The sequence below is a fragment of the Micromonospora sp. WMMD1219 genome (assembly GCF_049315215.1).
In the GTDB taxonomy this organism is placed as follows: Bacteria; Actinomycetota; Actinomycetes; order Mycobacteriales; family Micromonosporaceae; genus Micromonospora; species Micromonospora tulbaghiae.
Window position 1 is genome coordinate 5,726,421 of sequence record NZ_CP186057.1, and the last position, 18,406, is coordinate 5,744,826.

The 18,406-nt window shown below is 73.6% G+C and carries 15 protein-coding genes; 9 read left to right on the forward strand and 6 right to left on the reverse strand.

The genetic code is table 11. The features are described from left to right. Positions 1 to 13 precede the first annotated feature (13 nt). Positions 14 to 217 (forward strand): hypothetical protein, encoded by a 204-nt coding sequence (locus ACN27C_RS26825; protein WP_421500560.1) that lies wholly within the window; start codon positions 14 to 16, stop codon positions 215 to 217. Between the two features lie 80 nt (positions 218 to 297). On the opposite strand, the gene ACN27C_RS26830 is transcribed toward ACN27C_RS26825, so the two are convergent. The 6 genes from ACN27C_RS26830 to ACN27C_RS26855 all read right to left on the reverse strand — a co-directional run bounded on the left by ACN27C_RS26830 (position 298) and on the right by ACN27C_RS26855 (position 9,072). Continuing rightward, on the reverse strand, positions 298 to 2,118 hold the full coding sequence (locus ACN27C_RS26830; protein ID WP_422748938.1) for an acyl-CoA dehydrogenase: 1,821 nt from the start codon (positions 2,116 to 2,118) through the stop codon (positions 298 to 300). Positions 2,119 to 2,134: 16 nt separating this feature from the next. Continuing rightward, the gene (locus ACN27C_RS26835; RefSeq protein WP_422748940.1) at positions 2,135 to 3,595 is read right to left on the reverse strand and encodes an ATP-binding protein; all 1,461 of its coding nucleotides are present in this window, start codon (positions 3,593 to 3,595) and stop codon (positions 2,135 to 2,137) included. Between the two features lie 183 nt (positions 3,596 to 3,778). Then, positions 3,779 to 4,981 (reverse strand): alanine--tRNA ligase-related protein, encoded by a 1,203-nt coding sequence (locus tag ACN27C_RS26840; RefSeq protein ID WP_422748942.1) that lies wholly within the window; start codon positions 4,979 to 4,981, stop codon positions 3,779 to 3,781. Positions 4,982 to 5,265: 284 nt separating this feature from the next. Continuing rightward, complete coding sequence (locus ACN27C_RS26845; RefSeq protein WP_422748944.1) at positions 5,266 to 6,657, reverse strand: glycosyltransferase family 4 protein; 1,392 nt, start codon at positions 6,655 to 6,657, stop codon at positions 5,266 to 5,268. A 169-nt stretch (positions 6,658 to 6,826) separates the two neighbouring features. Then, complete coding sequence (locus ACN27C_RS26850) at positions 6,827 to 7,966, reverse strand: fatty acid desaturase family protein (protein ID WP_357794083.1); 1,140 nt, start codon at positions 7,964 to 7,966, stop codon at positions 6,827 to 6,829. 14 nt (positions 7,967 to 7,980) lie between these two features. Continuing rightward, positions 7,981 to 9,072, reverse strand: a complete 1,092-nt coding sequence (locus ACN27C_RS26855) for a ferredoxin reductase (protein WP_121684040.1) — start codon at positions 9,070 to 9,072, stop codon at positions 7,981 to 7,983. 84 nt (positions 9,073 to 9,156) lie between these two features. Between ACN27C_RS26855 and ACN27C_RS26860 the strand changes: the two genes are divergently transcribed. The 8 genes from ACN27C_RS26860 (at position 9,157) to ACN27C_RS26895 (ending at position 18,395) form a co-directional block, all read left to right on the forward strand. Beyond that, positions 9,157 to 10,380 (forward strand): PucR family transcriptional regulator, encoded by a 1,224-nt coding sequence (locus tag ACN27C_RS26860; RefSeq protein WP_357895911.1) that lies wholly within the window; start codon positions 9,157 to 9,159, stop codon positions 10,378 to 10,380. Between the two features lie 106 nt (positions 10,381 to 10,486). Continuing rightward, on the forward strand, positions 10,487 to 11,482 hold the full coding sequence (locus ACN27C_RS26865; RefSeq protein ID WP_422748947.1) for an Acg family FMN-binding oxidoreductase: 996 nt from the start codon (positions 10,487 to 10,489) through the stop codon (positions 11,480 to 11,482). A 44-nt stretch (positions 11,483 to 11,526) separates the two neighbouring features. Continuing rightward, complete coding sequence (locus ACN27C_RS26870; RefSeq protein WP_422748951.1) at positions 11,527 to 12,264, forward strand: serine/threonine protein kinase; 738 nt, start codon at positions 11,527 to 11,529, stop codon at positions 12,262 to 12,264. 952 nt (positions 12,265 to 13,216) lie between these two features. Continuing rightward, positions 13,217 to 14,545, forward strand: a complete 1,329-nt coding sequence (locus tag ACN27C_RS26875; protein WP_422748953.1) for a DegT/DnrJ/EryC1/StrS family aminotransferase — start codon at positions 13,217 to 13,219, stop codon at positions 14,543 to 14,545. Then, entirely contained in the window at positions 14,542 to 15,723 is a 1,182-nt protein-coding gene (locus ACN27C_RS26880) for an MFS transporter (RefSeq protein WP_422748955.1), read from the forward strand. The genes ACN27C_RS26875 and ACN27C_RS26880 overlap by 4 nt, the downstream gene beginning before the upstream one ends. Then, positions 15,720 to 16,691 (forward strand): sulfotransferase, encoded by a 972-nt coding sequence (locus ACN27C_RS26885; protein ID WP_422748957.1) that lies wholly within the window; start codon positions 15,720 to 15,722, stop codon positions 16,689 to 16,691. Before ACN27C_RS26880 ends, ACN27C_RS26885 begins: the two co-directional genes overlap by 4 nt. 4 nt (positions 16,692 to 16,695) lie before the next feature. Continuing rightward, positions 16,696 to 17,526: an SDR family NAD(P)-dependent oxidoreductase gene (locus tag ACN27C_RS26890; protein ID WP_422748959.1), complete on the forward strand. Its 831-nt coding sequence runs from the start codon at positions 16,696 to 16,698 to the stop codon at positions 17,524 to 17,526. 29 nt (positions 17,527 to 17,555) lie between these two features. Then, a complete protein-coding gene (locus tag ACN27C_RS26895; RefSeq protein WP_422748961.1) occupies positions 17,556 to 18,395 on the forward strand; it encodes an SAM-dependent methyltransferase in 840 nt (279 codons plus the stop codon). Positions 18,396 to 18,406 lie beyond the last annotated feature (11 nt).

Below are 18,406 nucleotides of genomic sequence, written 5' to 3' on the forward strand. Positions count from 1 at the left end.
GAGGAGATGGGCGATGGCCGAGCGTGTGACTGCGGACCGGTTGATCCTCGTCAACGTGGTGCAGCACTGGTTCTACCTGCGACAGCCCACCTTCATCGGCGCCGGACAGACCTACTGGATCGACCACGGGACCAGCGAACTGTGCGTCGACCGTGGTGACGATCGCGTGACCCGGCACCCCCGCGTGACCCGGCACGCAGACTGGATGAGTCGTTAACAAGATCCACGGCTCGCTGAGGTATGTGGCAGTGGCTCTGTGGTGACGGCACCCGTCCGCCTCACGCAACCCCTAGCAGTTCAGAACCAGCTCTCGCGCATGTCCAGCGTGGTCCGGTCCAGTCCTTCCAGCAGGTCGAACTGCGCCCCCACCTTCGGCAGCTCCCACCGGTAGAAGTACCGCGCCGCCTGCCTCTTCCCCGCCAGGAACTCCCCCTCGGCCCCGTCCGGCGACCCCAGCGCCTCCACCACCAGCACCTGTTCCAGCCACATCCACGCGATCACCACGTGCCCGACCGCCTCCAGGTACACCGAGGCGTTCGCCAGCGCCAGCTCCGGATCACCCGGAGCCCACAACCGCCGCGTCACCACGGCGATCCGGTCCACCGCCGCGCCGAGCTGACCGGCCAGCTCCGAGGCGAACCCCTCCGCCTTCCACGCCCGGGTGACGGTGCCGCGGATGGTCTCCAGCAGCAGTTCCAGCGCGGCACCGTCGCGCATGGTGACCTTGCGGCCGAGCAGGTCCAGCGCCTGGATGCCGTGGGTGCCCTCGTGGATGGCGTTGAGCCGGTTGTCGCGCCAGTGCTGCTCGACGTCGTAGTCGCGGGTGTAGCCGTACCCGCCGTGCACCTGGATGGCCAGGTCGTTGGCGGCCAGGCACCACTGCGCCGGCCAGCTCTTGGTGATCGGGGTGAGCAGGTCCAGCAGCAGCCGCGCCCGCTCGCGGTCGGCCTCGGCGGGCGCGGTCTTCTGCTCGTCGAGCAGCCGTCCGCAGTAGAGCACCAGCGCGAGCGCGCCCTCCACGTAGCTCTTCTGCGCCAGCAGCATCCGGCGTACGTCGGGGTGGGCCACGATCGGCACCTGCGGCGTGGTCGGGTCCTTGTCGGCGACCGGCCGTCCCTGCGGGCGCTGCCGGGCGTACGCGACGGACTTCAGGTACGCGGTGTAGCCGAGCGCTGTGGCGCCCGCCCCGATGCCGATGCGCGCCTCGTTCATCATGTGGAACATCACCGCGAGCCCCTGGTGCGGCTGGCCCACCAGGTAGCCGACCGCCCCGGCCCGCCCGTACGGCCGGTGCACGCCCTCGCCGAAGTTCAGCAGCGTGTTGGTGGTGCCCCGGTAGCCGAGCTTGTGGTTGAGCCCGACCAGCACCACGTCGTTGCGCGGCCCGAGGTTGCCGTCGTCGTCGAGCAGCACCTTCGGCACGATGAACAGCGACAGGCCCTTCACGCCGGCCGGCGCGCCGGGGATGCGGGCCAGCACCAGGTGGACGATGTTCTCGGCCAACTCGTGGTCACCGCCGGAGATCCACATCTTGGTGCCGACGATCCGGTACGTGCCGTCGTCCTGCGGCTCGGCCCGGGTGGTGAGGTCGGTCAGTGAGCTGCCTGCCTGCGGCTCGGACAGGCACATGGTGCCGAAGAACCGCCCCTCGACCATGGGGCGTACCCAGGTGTCGATCTGCTCGGCGCTGCCGTGGGCGAGCAGCAGGTTGGCGTTGCCGAGGGTGAGCATCGGATACGCCGACGTGCCCACGTTCGCGGCCTGGAACCAGGCGAACGCGGCGGCGGCCACCGTGTGCGGCAGTTGCAGCCCGCCCACCGACTCGTCCATGGTGGCGACGAGCAGCCCGGTCTCGGCGAACGCCTCCAGTGCGGCCTTGACCTGCGGGATGGTCCGCACGCGCTGCCCGTCGAACGTGGGTTCGCCGGTGTCGGCGGCCCGGTTGTGCGGGGCGAAGCGTTCGGCGGCGACCCGGGCGGCGAGGTCCAGCACCTCGTCGACGGTCTCGCGGGTGTGCTCGGCGTAGCGGGGCCGCTCGGTCAGCCGCGCCACGTCCAGCCAGTCGTGCAGCAGGAACGCGAGGTCACGGCGGGACAGCAGCAGATCGGACGAGGACAACGTGGACTCCTTCCGGTCAGCCGCGGCGCAACCCGGCGACGGCCTCCCGCAGGTCATCCTGACCGATCGGAGCCGGTGGCGCACCCTCCGCCGCCTCCCGGAGCGCCTTGGCGAGTTGCACCCGGCGCAGCGCCTCCCGGAGGTCCGCGCCGGTCAGCCCGGCCGTGTCGGCGGCCAGCGCGGCCGGGTCGACGTCGTCGGCGAACATCTTGAAACCCGGCCGCTCGTGCCGTTCGATCAGCTCGCGGACCATCTTGGTGAGGATCTCGGCGCGTCCGGTCTCGTCCGGCGCCGGAATGGCGATCTTCAGGTCGAAGCGCCCGGAGCGGATCAGCGACGCGTCCACGCGCTGCGGGAAGTTGGTCGTGGCGACCACGATGACGTCGGGGTTCTCCTCGAACAGCGTGTTCATCTCCTGCTTGAAGATGCCCGCTACCGCGTTGACCGCCTGGCTGGCCGCGTCGCCGCCCGCCCCGGCGTAGCTGATGATCGAGTCGAACTCGTCGAACAGCATCACCGTGGGCCGCCGGTAGCGGCGTGCCTCCCGGAAGATGCGCTTGATGTTGCGTTCCGAGCCGCCGAGGTACTTGTCCAGGATCTCCGGGGTACGGATCTCCACGAAGTCCGCGCCGACCTCGTTCGCCAGCGCCCGGGCCAGCATGGTCTTGCCGGTGCCCGGCGGGCCGTACATCAGGATGCCCTGCGGCCGGCGCGCGCCCCAGCGGGCCATCGCCGCCGGGTGCCGGAACGACACCGCCACCTCGCGGAACCGCGCGACCACGTCGGACAGGCCGCCGACCTGGTCGAGGGTCACCGCCGCGCTGCGCGGCCCGGCCGCCGTCACCGGTCGCCGCCCCACGAGGTACGTCCGTCCGCGCAGCACGGCCGGCTCGTCGCTGTCGCCGGACAACTCGCGTACGGCCTGCAGCAGCAGGCCCAGCATCGCCCGCAGGTGCGCCGGACCCACCTCGGCGCTGGGCACGTCGGCGCGGATGCGTACCGTGCCGGTGTCCTGGTCGACGCGGGGCCGCAGCCCGGCTTCCCGGGCCGTGCGCAGCACCTCCCGGCCGGCGTCGTCGCCCGGCGGCGCGGCGAGTGTGGCGACCGGTCGCGGCCAGATCCGCCGCCCGGCCTCCGCGGCCATCCGGCCCACCGCGGCGGCCGGGCCGTCGCCGCCGCGCGCGGCCAGCCGCTCGGCGAGCAGCACGCCGACCGGCCCGGCCAGACCGAGGGCGAGCAGGCCCGCCGGTGAGTTCTCCACCCGCAGGTACGCCTCGAAGCGGTGCACCGACTGCCCGTCCGCGACGTCGGTGCGCACGGTGCAGCGCACTTCCCGCACCGGGGCCGGGAAGTCGCCGTCGACCAGCAACTCCACCGGCCCGTCGGTGGCGGCGGCGAGCAGCCCGGCCGCGTCGGCGATGCGCACCTCGGCGCCGAGCAGCGGCACCGTCTCCTCGTCCGGCCGAACCTCGGTCATCGGCAGCCCTCTCCTCGCGGCGGCGTCCGCTTCCCTCGCGTGGCGTCCGCCTCCGAGTCTGGCACCGGCCCGGCCGGGCGGCCACCGCTCAGCCGCCGCCGCTGACCTGGCCCGTGCTCGCCCGGCCGCCGTCCTGGCCGCCGCTCACCCGGCCGTCCTGGCCGCCGCTCACCCGGCCGTCGCTCAGCTCGCCTCGGCGAGCAGGCCGTCGACCAGGTCGCGGGGCAGCCCGTGGGTGTCGTGCAGCCAGTGGTAGTCGCGCTCGGTCAGCGGCCCGCGCGCCCGTACCCGGTCCACGAGTGGCCGCCCGCGTCGCAGCAGCCCGCGGAAGCGACGTTCCTCGTCCACGAGCGTCGCGTGCAGCGAGCCGACGTCGACCGGCTGCGCGCCCGGTGTTCCCGGATCGACCGGCCGGCGGAAGCGGCGCAGCGTGTCCGCATACAGCTCGGGCGGCAGGTCGTCCAGGGTGCGCGCCGGGTCGTCGCGCCACAGCACTGTCAGCGCGCGGCGCAGCAGCCGTCGCAGCACGTACCCGCGGCCGGTGTTGCCGGGGCGTACCCCGTCACCGAGCACGACCACCGCGGACCGCAGGTGGTCGGAGACCACGCGCAGGTCTTCGCCGTGCAGGTCCCACCGCTCCCCCACCGCGTCCACCCACCGGCGCAGCCCGTCGCCGGTGAACACGGACCGGTCGCCGCGCAGCACCATCTCCAGCCGCTCCAGGCCCATGCCGGTGTCGATGCTGGACACCGGCAGCGGCGTGAGCCGGCCGTCCGGGTGCCGGTGGTAGCGCATCTGCACGTGGTTCCACACCTCCACCCACCGCGCATTCGTGCTGGGTGTGCCGGTGGGCGGGCCGTCGCCGGTCCACACGAAGATCTCCGAGTCCGGTCCGCAGGGGCCGGTCGGGCCGTTGGACCACCAGTTGTCCTCGCCCAGCGCCTCCACCGGCACGCCGAGCCCGGTCCAGGTGTCCCGCGCGGTGTCGTCCGGCCCTTCGCCGTTGCCGCCACCGAAGACGGTGGCGTGCAGCCTCTCCACCGGGATGCCGAACCCGCCGGTGAGCAGCTCGAAGCCCCAGCGCAGGCTGGTCGCGATGTCGTAGTCGCCGAGCGACCACGAGCCGAGCATCTGGAACACGGTCAGGTGGGTGTCGTCGCCCACCTCGTCCAGGTCCGTCGTGCGCAGGCACCGCTGCACGTTCGCGAGCCGCCGTCCGCCCGGGTGCGGGCGCCCCAGCAGGTACGGCGTGAGCGGGTGCATGCCGGACGTGGTGAACAGCACCGGGTCGCCGGGTGGCGGGACCAGTGAACTCTCCGGCGCGTCCTGATGGCCGTGCCGGTGGTAGTGGTCGAGGAACATCCTGATGATCTCGTCGGGCGTCATGGCGGGTGCCTTCCGGGTACGGGTGACCGGACGGCCCGCCGCGCGCGTTGGCGTCGACACGACGACGCCGGCGAACCGTTTCCGGTCGCCGGCGTGGGTGTGGGGCAGGTCAGGCGGCGGCAACCGGCGAGCGGGAAGCTCGCGCGGCCGCGGCGGTAAGGGTGCGCCTGCTCTGCATGCCTCGACGGTAGCCCGGTCCGCACCCTCCCGCCCAGCCCTTTTCCCCGCCCTCCCGCCCGCCCGTGCCCGAGAAAGATCAACACCACTCCCCCGAAATGGCGGGGTCACGGGCACTCGGATGCCGCCACCTCGCCGAGATGGAGTTGACCATGGCCCCTGGAGGTGAGCAGGCGGCGGTAGAGGGCGTCCAGGCGTTCGGCCTGCGCCTCCCACGTCCACCCGGGCAGTGGGGAGTCCTCGCCCTCGTAGGCGGCGCGGTAACGGGCCGGGTCGGCGAGGACCGCCCGGACGGCACGGGCCAGGTCGGCGGCGTCGCGGGCGCGGAACACCTCGCCCTGCCCGGTGGCCCGGACCGTCTCGGCCATGGTGCGGACGTCGCTGACCACGATCGGCAGCCGCGCGTGCGCGTACTCGAAGAACTTGGTGATCAGCGCGATCTCGTGATTCGGCCAGTGGTGCAGCGGGATCAGCCCGATGTCGGCGGTGGCGAGGAACGCGACGAGCTGACGGTGCGGCACGTACGGCAGCACGTGCACCCGGTCGCCCACCCCGTGCCGGGCCGCGCGGGCGACGACCTGGCGGACGTAGGCGGCGGCCGGGTCGGCGACGACAAGCGCCAGGTGTACGCCGGGCAGCAGCGGCAGCGCCTCGACCACCGTGTCCACGCCGCGCTGGACGGCCATCGCCCCGCTGTAGACCAGCAGCGGCGTGTCCGGACTCAGACCGCAGCGCTCCCGCAGGCCGGGGGCTTCCGTGTCGGGGGTGGCGGTGACCGGGGCGTTCAGCACCACGGTCGGGCGCTCGGGCAGGGCGTGGTCGCGTACCAGCAGGTCGGCGAGCGTGTCGGAGACGGTGACCACCGCGTCGGCGTGGCCGACGTACTCGCGGACGTAGCCGAGGTGCGCGGGCAACCAGCGGGCGTTGTCGCGACGCGGACGCGCGCCGGGCAGCCACTCGTGCGCGTCCCAGACCAGCTTCACGTCGTGCCCGGCGGCGCGGGCACGGTCCACGGCGCGGGCGGCCACGCCGAGCATCCGGAAGTCGTGCGCGTGGATCAGGTCGGGGCGCAGCGCGTCGACGACGGGGCCGGCGACCCGTTCGTAGTCCCAGAGCCCCGGTTCCAGCCGCCGCCAGGCCCCGTCGCGCAGCCGGGCCCGCCAGTAGCGGACCTGGGCGTGTTCCACGGGCCGGCGGGCCAGCCGGGCCGCGCGCAACGGCAGTCCGCCCCGGGCCACCAGTCGCGCCCGCAGCCCGGGCACGCCGGGCGGGTTGGAGACGACGGCCGGTGAATCCGTGAGCGGCAGGACGCGTACCTCGGCGTCGCCGAGCCGCCAGCGGCGTTCGGCGTCGACGTGGGCGCAGCCGATCAGCGTGACGTCCCAGCCGGCGTCGGCGGCCGAGCGGGCCGCCTTCTGCACCCGCGAGTCGCCCTCGACCGCGTTGTCGACGAGCATGACCACCCGCCGGCTGAGCCCCGTCGTGTCGTCGCGCCGCATCGGCGTTCCACCCCTTCACCCGTACGCCCGGACGGGCGCGAGTGTACGGGGGCGCGGGACCGTCACGACGGCCGCGAAATCGGCTCTGAGCTGGGGTGATGCCGACAGTGCAGCAGATGGTCAGGTGCCGGCCGGTGGGCGTTCACCGGCCGTGCACCGAACGGGCGGGTCAGGCCGTACCGGAGGAGGCCAGCGCGGCCGGGGCTACCGGCTGCCGGCTGTCGTTGCGGTTGGGCAGCGACAGGCGGATGACCTTCCACCAGGCGGAGGCGACCTGCTTGGGCAGCGGGCCGGTGGTGTAGTGCAGTCCGTACCTGTCGAACAGCGCCCGCACCTGCGGGGCGATCTCCTGGTAGCGGTTGCTGGGCAGGTCGGGGAAGAGGTGGTGCTCGATCTGGTACGACAGGTTGCCGGTCATGATGTGCAGCAGCCGGCTGCCGCTGATGTTGGCCGAGCCGAGCATCTGCCGCAGGTACCACTCGCCGCGGGTCTCGCCGTCGATGGAGGTCTTCTCGAACGTCTCCACGCCGTTGGGGAAGTGCCCGCACATGATCACCGAGTGGCTCCACACGTTGCGCAGCAGGTTCGCGGTGAACGTGGCGGCGAGCGTGGACAGGAACGACGGGCCGGACAGCAGCGGGTGCACCACGTAGTCCTTGAGCACCTGGCGGCGGATCTTGCGCCCGACGGCCCTGGCCTTGGCCCGGAACTTCGGGTCCTTGAGCCTGCGCTGCTTGAGGTGGTCGCCCAGCTCCATGTCGTACGCGGCGATGCCGTACTCGAAGAACATCGCATTGAGCAGGTTCCACAGCGGCTGTCCGAGGTGCATCGGGTGCCACGGCTGGTCCTCGTCGACGCGCATGATGCCGTACCCGAGGTCGTTGTCCTTGCCGACCACGTTGGTGTAGCGGTGGTGCAGCTCGTTGTGCGACTGCTTCCACTGGTCGGCCGGGGAGACGTGGTCCCACTCCCAGGTGGTGGAGTGGATCTTCGGGTCGCGCATCCAGTCCCACTGGCCGTGCAGGACGTTGTGCCCGATCTCCATGTTCTCCAGGATCTTGGCGACCGTGAGGCCGGCCGTGCCGACGACCCAGGCCGGCGGGAACAGCGAGAACAGCAGCACCGCACGGCTGCTCATCTCCAGTGTCCGCTGGGTCTTGACCACCTTGCGGATGTAGCGGGCGTCCCGCTCCCCCCGGTCGGCGAGGACCCGGTCCCGGATCGCGTCCAGTTCCTTGCCGATGATCTCGATGTCCTCGGCGCTCAGGTGGGCGATCGGGTTGACGGCCTTCTTCTGGATGACGGTCACGTGGGTGGCTCCTGTCAGAGATCGATGTCGCAGGTACCGGCGGCGGCCGACACGCACGTCTGGACCAGCACGCCGTCCCCCGGTACGGCCGTGGTGACGTCGCCGTTGCGCAGGTCGCGCACGGCGCCCTGACGCAGCGGTACGACGCAGCCGAAGCAGATGCCCATCCGGCACCCGGAAGGCATCAGCACTCCGGCGTTCTCCCCCGCGTCGAGCAGGGTGGTGGCGCCGTCGGCTTCGACGGTCACCCCCGCCCCGGTGAAGGTCACCGTGCCTCCCTCACCCGGCGTGATCACCGTCGGGCGGAACCGCTCAGTGTGCAACCGGTCGAGAAGGCCGTTGGTGGACCAGTACCCCTCAACCGCGTCGAGCATGCCGATCGGTCCGCAGGCCCACGCCTCGCGGTCGAGGTGGTCGGGCACCAGCCCGGCCAGTTCGGCGACGTCGAGCAGGCCGTCGGTGTCGGTGTGCCGCTCGATCAGCCGCAGCGCGCCGCGTTCGGCGAGCGCGCGCAACTCCGTACCGAAGATGACGTCGTCGCGGGTGGGCGCGGAGTGCACGAGCACGACGTCGGCCCGGTCGGCCAGCCCGGAGCGCAGCATCCCCATGACCGGGGTGATGCCGCTGCCGGCGGTGAGGAACAGGACGCGCTCGGGCGTCGCGGCGGGCAGCACGAACTCGCCCTGGGCCTGGTCGAGGTGCACGATCGTGCCGGGCCGGATCCGGCGTACGAGATGGTTGCTGACCTTGCCGTCGGGGATCGCCTTCACCGTGACGGAGATCCGGCCGTCGGCGGCGTCCGGCGGCGAGGTGAGCGAGTACGCGCGCCACTGGCGCACCCCGTCGACGTCCACGCCGAGGCGGATGTACTGCCCGGGCGTGTGACCCTGCCAGGCGCGACCGGGCTGGATCACCAGCGTGGCGGCGTCCCGGGTCTGCGGCCGCACGGCGACGATCCGGCCGCGCAGCGGGGCGCCGGCGCGAAGCGGCGCGATCAGGTCGAGGTAGTCGTCGGGCAGCACCGGTGTGGTGACCGCTCCGGCCAGCCGCAGCAGCCTGTCCCGGAAGGTGACCTTCTGAGGGCGGCGGGAGGCAGTTGTGGTCATATGACCAGCGTGACCGCCCGATCGCATAACATCTTGACCGTCAAAGGTGAAACAGTCGCGGGTTTTTGTTCGGAGGGAACAAACATGACGTCGGAGGCCGGCACGGGGCAGCGCGCCGCGCACCTCAACCTCGACGCCGGGGTGGCGGAGACGCTGCGCGCCCGGCTGCCGATGGTGGCCGAGCGGACGGTCTCCGCGATCACCGCCGAGGTACCGGACTACTCGGGCGCGCTCACCGGTGCCATGCGGGCGAAGATCGAAAACGCGGTACGCATCGCGCTGGGAACGTTCCTCCAGCTCATCGAGGGTACCCAGGCGTTCGACCCGAGCACTCCCCTGGCCCCGGCGCTGGAGGCCGCGTACGCGCTCGGCAGCGGCGAGGCCCGCTCGGGGCGCAGCATGGACGCGCTGCTGGCCGCGTACCGGGTGGGTGCCCGGGTGGCCTGGCGCGAGGTGTCCACCACCACGGTCCGCAGCGGGCTGGCCGCGGAGACGGTGGCCGAGTTCGCCGAGCTGATGTTCGCCTACATCGACGAGCTGTCCGCGGCGAGCGTGGCCGGGCACGCCGACGAGCTGGCCAGCGCCGGCCGGATGCGCCGCCGCAGCCTGGAACGGCTCACCCAGCAGTTGCTGGCCGGCGAGCCGGAGGAGTCGCTGCGGCGCAGCGCCGAACGCGCCGACTGGCCGCCGCCGCAGACGCTCACAGTGGTGCTGCTGCCCCGCCGGCACCTGCGCGCGGTGCTGGCGCTGCTCAGCCCGTACACGCTGGAGAGCGGCGAGGACCTGCCCGGCATGAGCCCGGTCGAGGAGCTGGCCGTACTGCTGGTGCCGGACATGCACGGCGGCCGGCGTCGCCAGCTCACCCGGCTGCTGCACGGGCACCGGGCGGTGCTCGGCCCGGCCCGGCCCTGGCACCGGGTCGCCGCGTCGTACCAGCGGGCCACCCGGGCGCTCGCGCTCGGCCTCGGCGAGCCGGACGCCGGACCGGTCGACACCGAACGCCACCTGGCCACGCTGCTGCTCAGCATGGACCCGGAAGCCCTCGCCGACCTGCGCGCGCAGGCGCTCGCGCCGCTGGCCCCACTGCCCCCGGCGACCGCGCACCGGCTGGCCGAGACGCTGCGGTCGTGGCTGCTGCACCAGGGACGCCGCGACGAGGTGGCGGCCGACCTGTTCGTGCACCCGCAGACCGTCCGGTACCGGATGGGCAAGCTGCGGGAGCTGTTCGGCGACCGGCTGCACGACCCGGCCACGGTCCTCGACCTCACCATCGCTCTCGCCGTACCCCCGGAGCCGGACGACGCCTGACGCCGCGCCGGGGCGCACGGCCCGGTGCGGCCGGGACCTCCGGCCCTGTCCGCCCGCGACGGCGGCGGGCAGGGTCGGAAGGGGACGAGCAACCAGGAGGGCCGCCATGAACAGCTCATCGACCCGCACCGACCAGGACCCGAGGGTACGGGTGCTGGAGGCGGCCGCCCGGCAGTCCCTGCACGCCCCGTCGGTGTTCAACACCCAGCCCTGGCGCTGGCGGGTCACCGCCGACGCGCTGGAGCTGCGCGCCGACCCGGACCGGCAGCTCGCCCACACCGACCCGGACGGCCGGCTGCTGATGCTGAGCTGCGGCGCCGCCCTGCACCACGCGCGCGTGTCACTGGCGGCGTTCGGCTGGACGGCGGTGGTCGAGCGGCTGCCCGAACCGTCGCTGCTGGCCCGGGTGCGTACCACCGGCCCGGCCGACCTGGACGTGCCGGCGGGCCGCCTGGTCGACGCCATCCCGCGCCGCCGCACCGACCGCCGCGCGTACGGGGACCGGCCGGTTCCGGAGGCGGTGCTGGCCCGGCTCGGGGACGCCGTCGAGGCCGAGGGCGCGCACCTGCACGTGGTCCGGCCGGACCAGATGCCGATGCTCGCCGTGTCCACCGGGCGCGCGGCGGACGCGGAGCTGGCCGACCCCGCGTACCGGGAGGAGCTGCACCACTGGACCCACCGCCCGGCAGGCAGCGGCGACGGGGTGCCCGCCGCCACCGCCGTGCGGCCGTCCCCGCGACGGGTGCCGCTGCGCGACTACGCCCCCGGCGGGGCGGCCGGGCTCAGCGCGGGCACGGACTTCGACCGGGGCGCGGCGTACCTGATCCTGTTCGGCGACTCCGACGAGCCGGCGGCCTGGCTGCGCGCCGGCGAGGCGCTGTCGGCGCTGCTGCTCACCGCCACCGCCGAAGGGCTGGCCAGCGCCCCACTCAGCGACGCCGTCGAGCTGGCCTGGCCGCGCCGGATGATGCGCGACCTGTTGGCCGGCATCGGCGAGGCGTACCTGGTGGTGCGCGTGGGCTGGGGCCCGGACGCGGAGCTGCCACCGGCGCCGCGCCGCGCGCCGGTCGACGTCATCGAGGTGGTGGCACCACCGCGGTGACCCGGCGGGCACCGCCGGCGCGGTGGTCGTCGTAGCCTCGACGCGTGTGGGATCTGGACCCGGCCGCCGCGTTCGTGGTCTTCGGCGACCAGGACTCGGGGTGCGTCTCCTACGGCGTGGAGTCGGCGGGCCGCCGCTGGTTCGTCAAGCGGGCCGGAACACCGGACGCGCGGGCGTCGCTGACCCGTGCGCTGGGCCTGCACGCCGCGGTCCGGCACCCCGCCGTGGTCCGGCCCGAGCTGGTGCGCGACGGCACGGACGGCCCGACGCTGGTGTACCCGTGGTACGACGGCGTCGTGCTCAACCACGCCACCACCGGCGGTGGCAGCGACCGGAGCGGCCTGGCGCGCTTCCAGCAGTTGCCGGTCACCGAGGTACGCGCGGCGCTGGACGCGATCCTCGACGCGCACCTGGCCGTGAGCGCGGCCGGGTACGTGGCGGTCGACCTGTACGACGGCTGTTTCCTCTACGACTTCGACGCCCATCGGATGCGGCTGATCGACCTGGACGAGTACCGGCCGGGACCGTTCGTGCTGGACTCCGACCGGCTGCCCGGATCCCGTCGTTACCTGTCCCCCGAGGAGCTGACCCGGGGCGCGACGATCGACGAGCGCACCACCGTCCACGCGCTCGGTCGCACGCTGCACCACCTGCTCGACGGCCCGCCCGGCTGGCGCGGCACCGCCGCTGAGCGCGCGGTCGCCGATCGGGCCGGCCGACCCGATCCGGCGCAGCGGCACGCCACGGTGGCCGCTCTGGTCCGCGACTGGCGGACCGCCTGATCCTTTGGTTGTTCGGCCGGGCCTGGTGCCCCTTGCTGGCGCAGGATCGTGACTTAGCGTCATATCGCCTCTCGTCAAGCCGCAAGTTGCTCAGAGTGACGGGCGGCCCCACGCCGATTGGTCCGATTTCTTCAGAGCGCGTTCCTGAGCAGCGGAAACGCAGGAGAGGTCGGCAGCGGCACTCATACCCCTGCGCGCCCTTTGCTCTGCAGCCACATGCGCAGCGGTGGCCATGAGTCACCGATGCGCCGATGGCTGCAGAGCAAAGGGCGCGAGGTGAGTTATACCGTGGAAGCCCTCTCGCTACCGTCAGTGACGGCATCCCCGCGCGGCAGGCCGGGCGCGGCCAGGCAGGCGCGACCAAAACCCGATACGGCCAGGACCGACGCAGCCAGGCCCGACGCAGCCAGATCCGAGGCAGCGGGGGCCTGAGGTAGCCAAGGTCGACGCAGCGAGGTCCGAGGCAGCCGACCTCGGGGCAGCCGACCCTGGGGCAGCCAAGGCCGTCCCGGCGGCGCCCAACGCGAGCAAGGTCCGGCGCGAGGAGGCGCCGGCCCGATGCCGACGAGCGTTCCGGGCGGCGAGCGTTCCGGGCGGCGGGGCGATGCGGCGAGACGACGTCGACGTTCGGCGGCAGGAGGCACCGGAGACACCGGGGCGCCGGCGTGCCGATGGATCAGCGGGGCGGCAGCGACAATTCCGCATAGTCCACTGTCGGCACGGACCGACGCCGGAACATATTCACGTCTATCTGTTGACGAGTACGGGATCGACGACAATCATTACTCTCGCTGGATCGACGTACCAACTATGTCGGATCTGGTGGCATTTCTTACCCCTCGACGGGATCGCGCCGGGACTGCGATTCCGCCGGGCGACCATGCCCGGCGCACGCCCGGTTAATCCTATCGAGTCGCTAGGAATTGTCGCCGCTCGCCCGAGGAGTCCGCTGGTGGACGGGAACAACGACGCTCCCGCATCGAGCCCGCCGAGGCCGGTGCAGAACGGCTCTGAGCTGCCCGAACAGCTCGCCCTGCACGGCGGCCAGCCGGTGCGGGGCACGCCCTGGCCGACGTACGACAAGGGTGCGGTCTTCGTGCACACGGAAGACGAGGACGCCGCTATTCGCGCCGTCCGCAGTCACCTCTACTTCCGATACGACCACCGCCCGCCAAACGAAACCGAATGTGGGCGGTTCGAGGACGACCTGTGTCGTTATTTCGGCACCCGGCACGCGCTCGCCGTTTCCAGCGGGACCGCCGCGCTGGCGCTCGCCCTGATGGGTGCCGGAGTGCCGCCGGGGTCATTGGTGGCCTGCCCCGGATTCACTTTCGTCGCCACCCCCAGCGCCATTGTGCTGGCCGGTTGCCGGCCATTCCTGGTCGAGGTCGACGACGACCTGCGGATGGACCTCGACGACCTGCGCCGCCGCTGGCGGCCCGAGATCCGCGCCGTCATGGTCGTGCACATGCGCGGCTTCGCCGCCGACGTCGAGGCGCTGTCCGCGTTCGCCGCCGAGATGGGCGTACCGCTCATCGAGGACGCGGTGCCCGCGCTCGGCGCCGAACTCAACGGCCGCAAGCTCGGCACGTTCGGGGCCGCCGGGGCGTTCAGCACCCAGTCCGACAAGGCGCTCAACTGCGGCGAGGGCGGCTTCCTGATCACCGACGACAGCACGCTGTTCGCGCGGGCGGTGGCGCTGTCCGGGGCGTACGAGGGGCGGCTGCGGCGGCACTTCCCGCACAGCGAGCCGCCGCTGACCGGCCTGGACCTGCCGCTGCTGAGCCTGCGGATGGACGAGATCCGGGCGGCCCTGCTGCGCGCCGAGCTGACCCGGCTGCCGCAGCGGCTGGCGCTGTTCCACCGCAACTACGCGCACGTCAGCGCCGCCCTGGCCGGGCTGCCCGGCATCGCGGTCCGGCGGCCGGTCGCGCCCGGGGCGTACCTCGGGGAGGCGTTCGTGTTCCGCGTGCCGGGCGGCGACGCGGGCTGGGGCGATGCGGGCTGGTTCGCCCGCGCGCTGCGGGCCGAGGGGATCGACGCCCGCAACATCGGCGCGGACGACGACCTCAACGTCCGGGCGTTCTGGAACTGGCGGTTCCTGTACGACAGCGCCGACCCGGGCGAGATCCGCGCGACGCTGCCGCGCACCGCACGGCTGCTGACCGAGACCGTCGACGTGCCGCTGTCGTCCAACCTCACGCCCGAGGACTGCGACGACCTGGTCCGCGCCGTCCGCAAAGTGGCCGCCGCCCGTGAGACCGCGCTGGTCGGGTCGTGACCGGCGCACAGACCCCGACCCGGCCCCTGCCCCGGCTCGCGCTCGCCGGCCTGCTCGGCGGGCTGTTCACCGGCTACCTCGGGCTGACCGCGGTGATCCCGGTGCTGCCCGGCTTCCTGCGGGAGCGGCACGACGCCGGTGACCTCACAGTCGGCGTGGTGGTCACCGTGACCGCGGTGACCGCGCTGCTGGTCCGGCCGGTCGCGGGCGCGCTCGCCGACCGGCACGGCCACCGGACGGTGATGCTGGCCGGGGCGCTCGTGGTGGCCGGCGGCGGCCTGCTCTACCTGGCGCCGCTGGGCGTGCCCGCGCTGGTGGCGGTCCGGCTCCTGCTCGGCGCCGGTGAGGCGGCACTGTTCACCGCCGGTGCGGTGTGGATCGTGCAGCTCGCCCCGCACGAGCGGCGCGGCCAGCTCATCGGCCTGTACGGGGTCAGCATGTGGGGCGGCATCTCCGCCGGCACGTTCCTCGGCGCCACCGTGCAGCAGGCCGGACACGCGGCGGTGTGGGTGCTCAGCGCGGTCGCCCCGGCGGTCGGCGCGGCGCTCGTCGCGCTGGTGCCCGCGCCGGCGCGTACCGCACCGGCGGCCAAGGGCGGTGGGCTGCTGCTGCGCCCGGCGCTGCTGCCCGGCATCGCGCTCACCTTCGGCGCCGCCGGGTACGCGGGCCTGGCCGCGTTCGTCGTACTGCACCTGGACGCCCGGGGCATCGGCCACGGCGTGGTGGTGCTGAGCGTCTTCAGCGCCGTGTACGCCGGCACCCGCCTGGTCATCGGGCACCTGCCGGACCGGCTCGGCCCCCGCCGCGTGGCCACCTGGTGCGGGGTGGGCGAGGCGGTCGGTCTGCTGGTCATCGCTCTCGCGCCGAACCTGCCGGTCGCGGTGGCGGGCAGCGTGGTGATGGGCGTCGGGTTCTCCCTGCTGCACCCGTCGCTGGCGCTGATGGTGATGAACCGCACCGACCCGGCGCGGCAGGGTGCGGCGATCGGGGCGTACACCTCGTTCTGGGATCTCGGGCTGGCGGTGTGGGGGCCGGCGACCGGCCTGGTCGCGGCCGGTCTTGGTTATCCGGCGGTGTTCGTCGCGGGCGCGGCCGGCGCGGCCTTCGCCGCCGCGATGGCGCTGCGCATCGGCCGGCCCACGGTCGCGCCGGCTCCGGCGGAGGTACGCGCGGCATGAGCGCACCGGTGACCGTCCTGAGCGTCAACGGCTGGTGCCGCAACGGCAGCACCATCATCGGCAACGTCCTCGGTGAGGCACCCGGTGTGGTGCACGTCGGCGAGCTGCACTTCCTGTGGAAGAACTCGACCGGGCGCGGCGTGAACGACAGGTGTGGCTGCGGCGCCGCGCTGACCGCGTGTCCGCTGTGGTCGGCGGTGCTGCCGCTGGGTCGTCCGGCAGGGATGCCGGCGGACGCGCACGCCGCGGAGGTGATCCGCCGGCAACGGGCGCGGCTGCGGACCCGGCACACGTGGCGGGTGCTGCGCCGGGGCGCGTACGACGCGGACATCCGGGCGCACGCCGACCTGCTCGGCGCGGTCTACCGGGAGGTGGCCGCGCGCACCGGCGCCCGCGTGATCGTGGACAGCACCAAGATCCCCGGCGAGTCGGCGTTGCTGCCGCACGTGCCTGGCGTCGAGGCGTACTGGCTGCACCTGGTGCGCGACCCGCGCGCGGTGGCGCACTCGTGGCGGGAGCCGAAGGAGTACGTCTACGCGATGTCCGCGGCGCGCAGCACCGCGTACTGGCACGGGTTCAACCTCGCGTCGGCGGCGATCAACAGGCGGTACCCGGGCCGGTCGGCGTTCCTGCGCTACGAGGACTTCACCGCCGACCCGGCCGGCACGATCGGCGCCCTGCTGAAGCTGGTGGGTGTCGACCCGGCGGCCAACCCGGTGCGGGACCGGACCGTCGAGCTGCGCGGCAACCACACGGTCACCGGCAACCCGGACCGGTTCCGGACCGGCCCGACCGTGATCCGCGACCGCGACGACGGGTGGCGGCGCACGCTGACCGGCCGGCAGCGGCTCGCAGTGGCGGCGCTGGCCTGGCCGCTGTCCACCCGGTACGGCTACCGGTCCGGCGGGCCGGACGGCGACCCGGCGTACCGCGGCGCGGCGGCCCGCGTCGGCGAGACGGAGAGGTGAGGACGTGGATCTGGGGCTCAAGGGCCGGGTGGCGCTCGTCGCCGGCGGCACCAGCGGCATCGGGCTGGCCTGCGCGAAGGAGTTCGCCGCGGAGGGCGCGCACGTGGCGGTCTGCGGGCGTGACCCGCAGCGGCTGGCCGCCGCCGAACGGGAGCTGACGGCGGTGGCCTCCGGCCGGGTCAGCGCGACCGGCGTGGACCTCACCGACACCGAGGCCGCCGCCCGCTGGGTGGACCGGGTAGCCGCCGAGCTGGGCGGGGTGGACGTGCTGCTGGTCAGCGGCGGCAGCCCGCCGGTGGGCACCGCCACCGGATTCGACACCGACGACTACCGGGCGGCCGTCGACCGGGTGCTGCTGCCGGCGGTAGCGGTGTCGCTGGCCGCGCTGCCGCACATGCGCGCCGCCGGCTGGGGCCGGCTGCTGCTGGTGGCCTCGGAGACAGCCTGCGTGCCGATCGGACCGCTCGTGCTGTCCGGGGTGACCCGGGCGGCGCTGGTCCGGTTCGCCCAGGGCCTCGCCGTCGACGTGGGCCGCGACGGCATCACTGTCAACGTGCTGGCGCCCGGCGGGGTGCGTACGCCGCCGATGGAACGCGCCGCGACCCGGCTCGCCGGCGCGGACGGCGACGTCGAGGCGCGGCTGGCCGCGATGGGTCACCACAGCGCCGTCGGCCGGCTGGCCCGGCCCGAGGAGGTCGCCGCGGTGGCCGCGTTCCTGGCCGGCGAGCGGGCGTCGTACGTGACCGCCGGGGTGCACCTGATCGACGGCGGCGCCTCCGCCACCGGCCCCGACCTCCCCCACCTCACCGGCGTCCGCAAGGACACCTACGCCTGACCCACCGACCGCCGCACAAGGGAGTGCCCATGTCCACGACCAGCCGGTTCACCGAGCGGGACGTCTCCGAGTTCTTCGACCAGACCACGCAGACGTACCTCAGTTTCTGGGACAGCGAGGGCGTGCTGCACACCGGCTACTTCACCGGGGAGGACGACTCCGACTACCACGCGGCGGCCGACCGGACCTCCGACATCCTCGCCGCCGACGCCGGGATCGACGCCTCGGCGAACGTGCTCGACGTGGGCTGCGGCTGCGGCAACTTCCTGCTGCGCCTGGCCGAGCGCACCGGGTGCCGGGGTGAAGGGCTGGACCTGAGCATCGAGCGGGTGCGCTTCGCCGAGCAGCGGCGCGCCGAGCGGGGCGCCTCGCTTCCCGTGTCGTTCCGGCACGGCTCGGCCACCGCCCTGCCGTACGACGACGGCACGTTCACGCACGTGGTCAGCCAGGACGCGCTGTTCCTGGTGCCGGACAAGCCGCGCAGCCACGCCGAGATGTTCCGGGTGCTCGCCCCCGGCGGGGTGCTCGCGGTGTCCGACTTCCTCCAGCCCACCGAGCGGATCGGCGAGGTGGCCCGCCGGCACGTCTACGACCGGGTGCGCTGGAACGACGGCTACTCGCTCGACGGCTACCGCCGGGCGCTGGCGGAGGCCGGGTTCGTGGACGTGGTCGCGCGCAGTCTCGACGCGCACATCAGGCAGACGTACCGGGTGCTGGGCCGCACCGCCCGGGAGCGCGCGGAGACGACGGCGGACGAGGCGGCGCGGACCTGGATCCTCGGCTTCGCCGACTCGTGCGACGAGATCCAGGCGGCGATCGACAGGGGCGAGTTCGGCTGGGGCATGTTCGTCGCCCGCAAGCCGGCCTGAGGAAGGGGACA

Coding starts and splice junctions, on each gene's coding strand:
- ACN27C_RS26825 (WP_421500560.1), top strand. CDS start 14: ATGGCCGAGCGTGTGACTGCGGACCGGTTGATCCTCGTCAACGTGGTG.
- ACN27C_RS26835 (WP_422748940.1), bottom strand. CDS start 3,595: ATGACCGAGGTTCGGCCGGACGAGGAGACGGTGCCGCTGCTCGGCGCC.
- ACN27C_RS26840 (WP_422748942.1), bottom strand. CDS start 4,981: ATGACGCCCGACGAGATCATCAGGATGTTCCTCGACCACTACCACCGG.
- ACN27C_RS26845 (WP_422748944.1), bottom strand. CDS start 6,657: ATGCGGCGCGACGACACGACGGGGCTCAGCCGGCGGGTGGTCATGCTC.
- ACN27C_RS26855 (WP_121684040.1), bottom strand. CDS start 9,072: ATGACCACAACTGCCTCCCGCCGCCCTCAGAAGGTCACCTTCCGGGAC.
- ACN27C_RS26860 (WP_357895911.1), top strand. CDS start 9,157: ATGACGTCGGAGGCCGGCACGGGGCAGCGCGCCGCGCACCTCAACCTC.
- ACN27C_RS26865 (WP_422748947.1), top strand. CDS start 10,487: ATGAACAGCTCATCGACCCGCACCGACCAGGACCCGAGGGTACGGGTG.
- ACN27C_RS26885 (WP_422748957.1), top strand. CDS start 15,720: ATGAGCGCACCGGTGACCGTCCTGAGCGTCAACGGCTGGTGCCGCAAC.
- ACN27C_RS26895 (WP_422748961.1), top strand. CDS start 17,556: ATGTCCACGACCAGCCGGTTCACCGAGCGGGACGTCTCCGAGTTCTTC.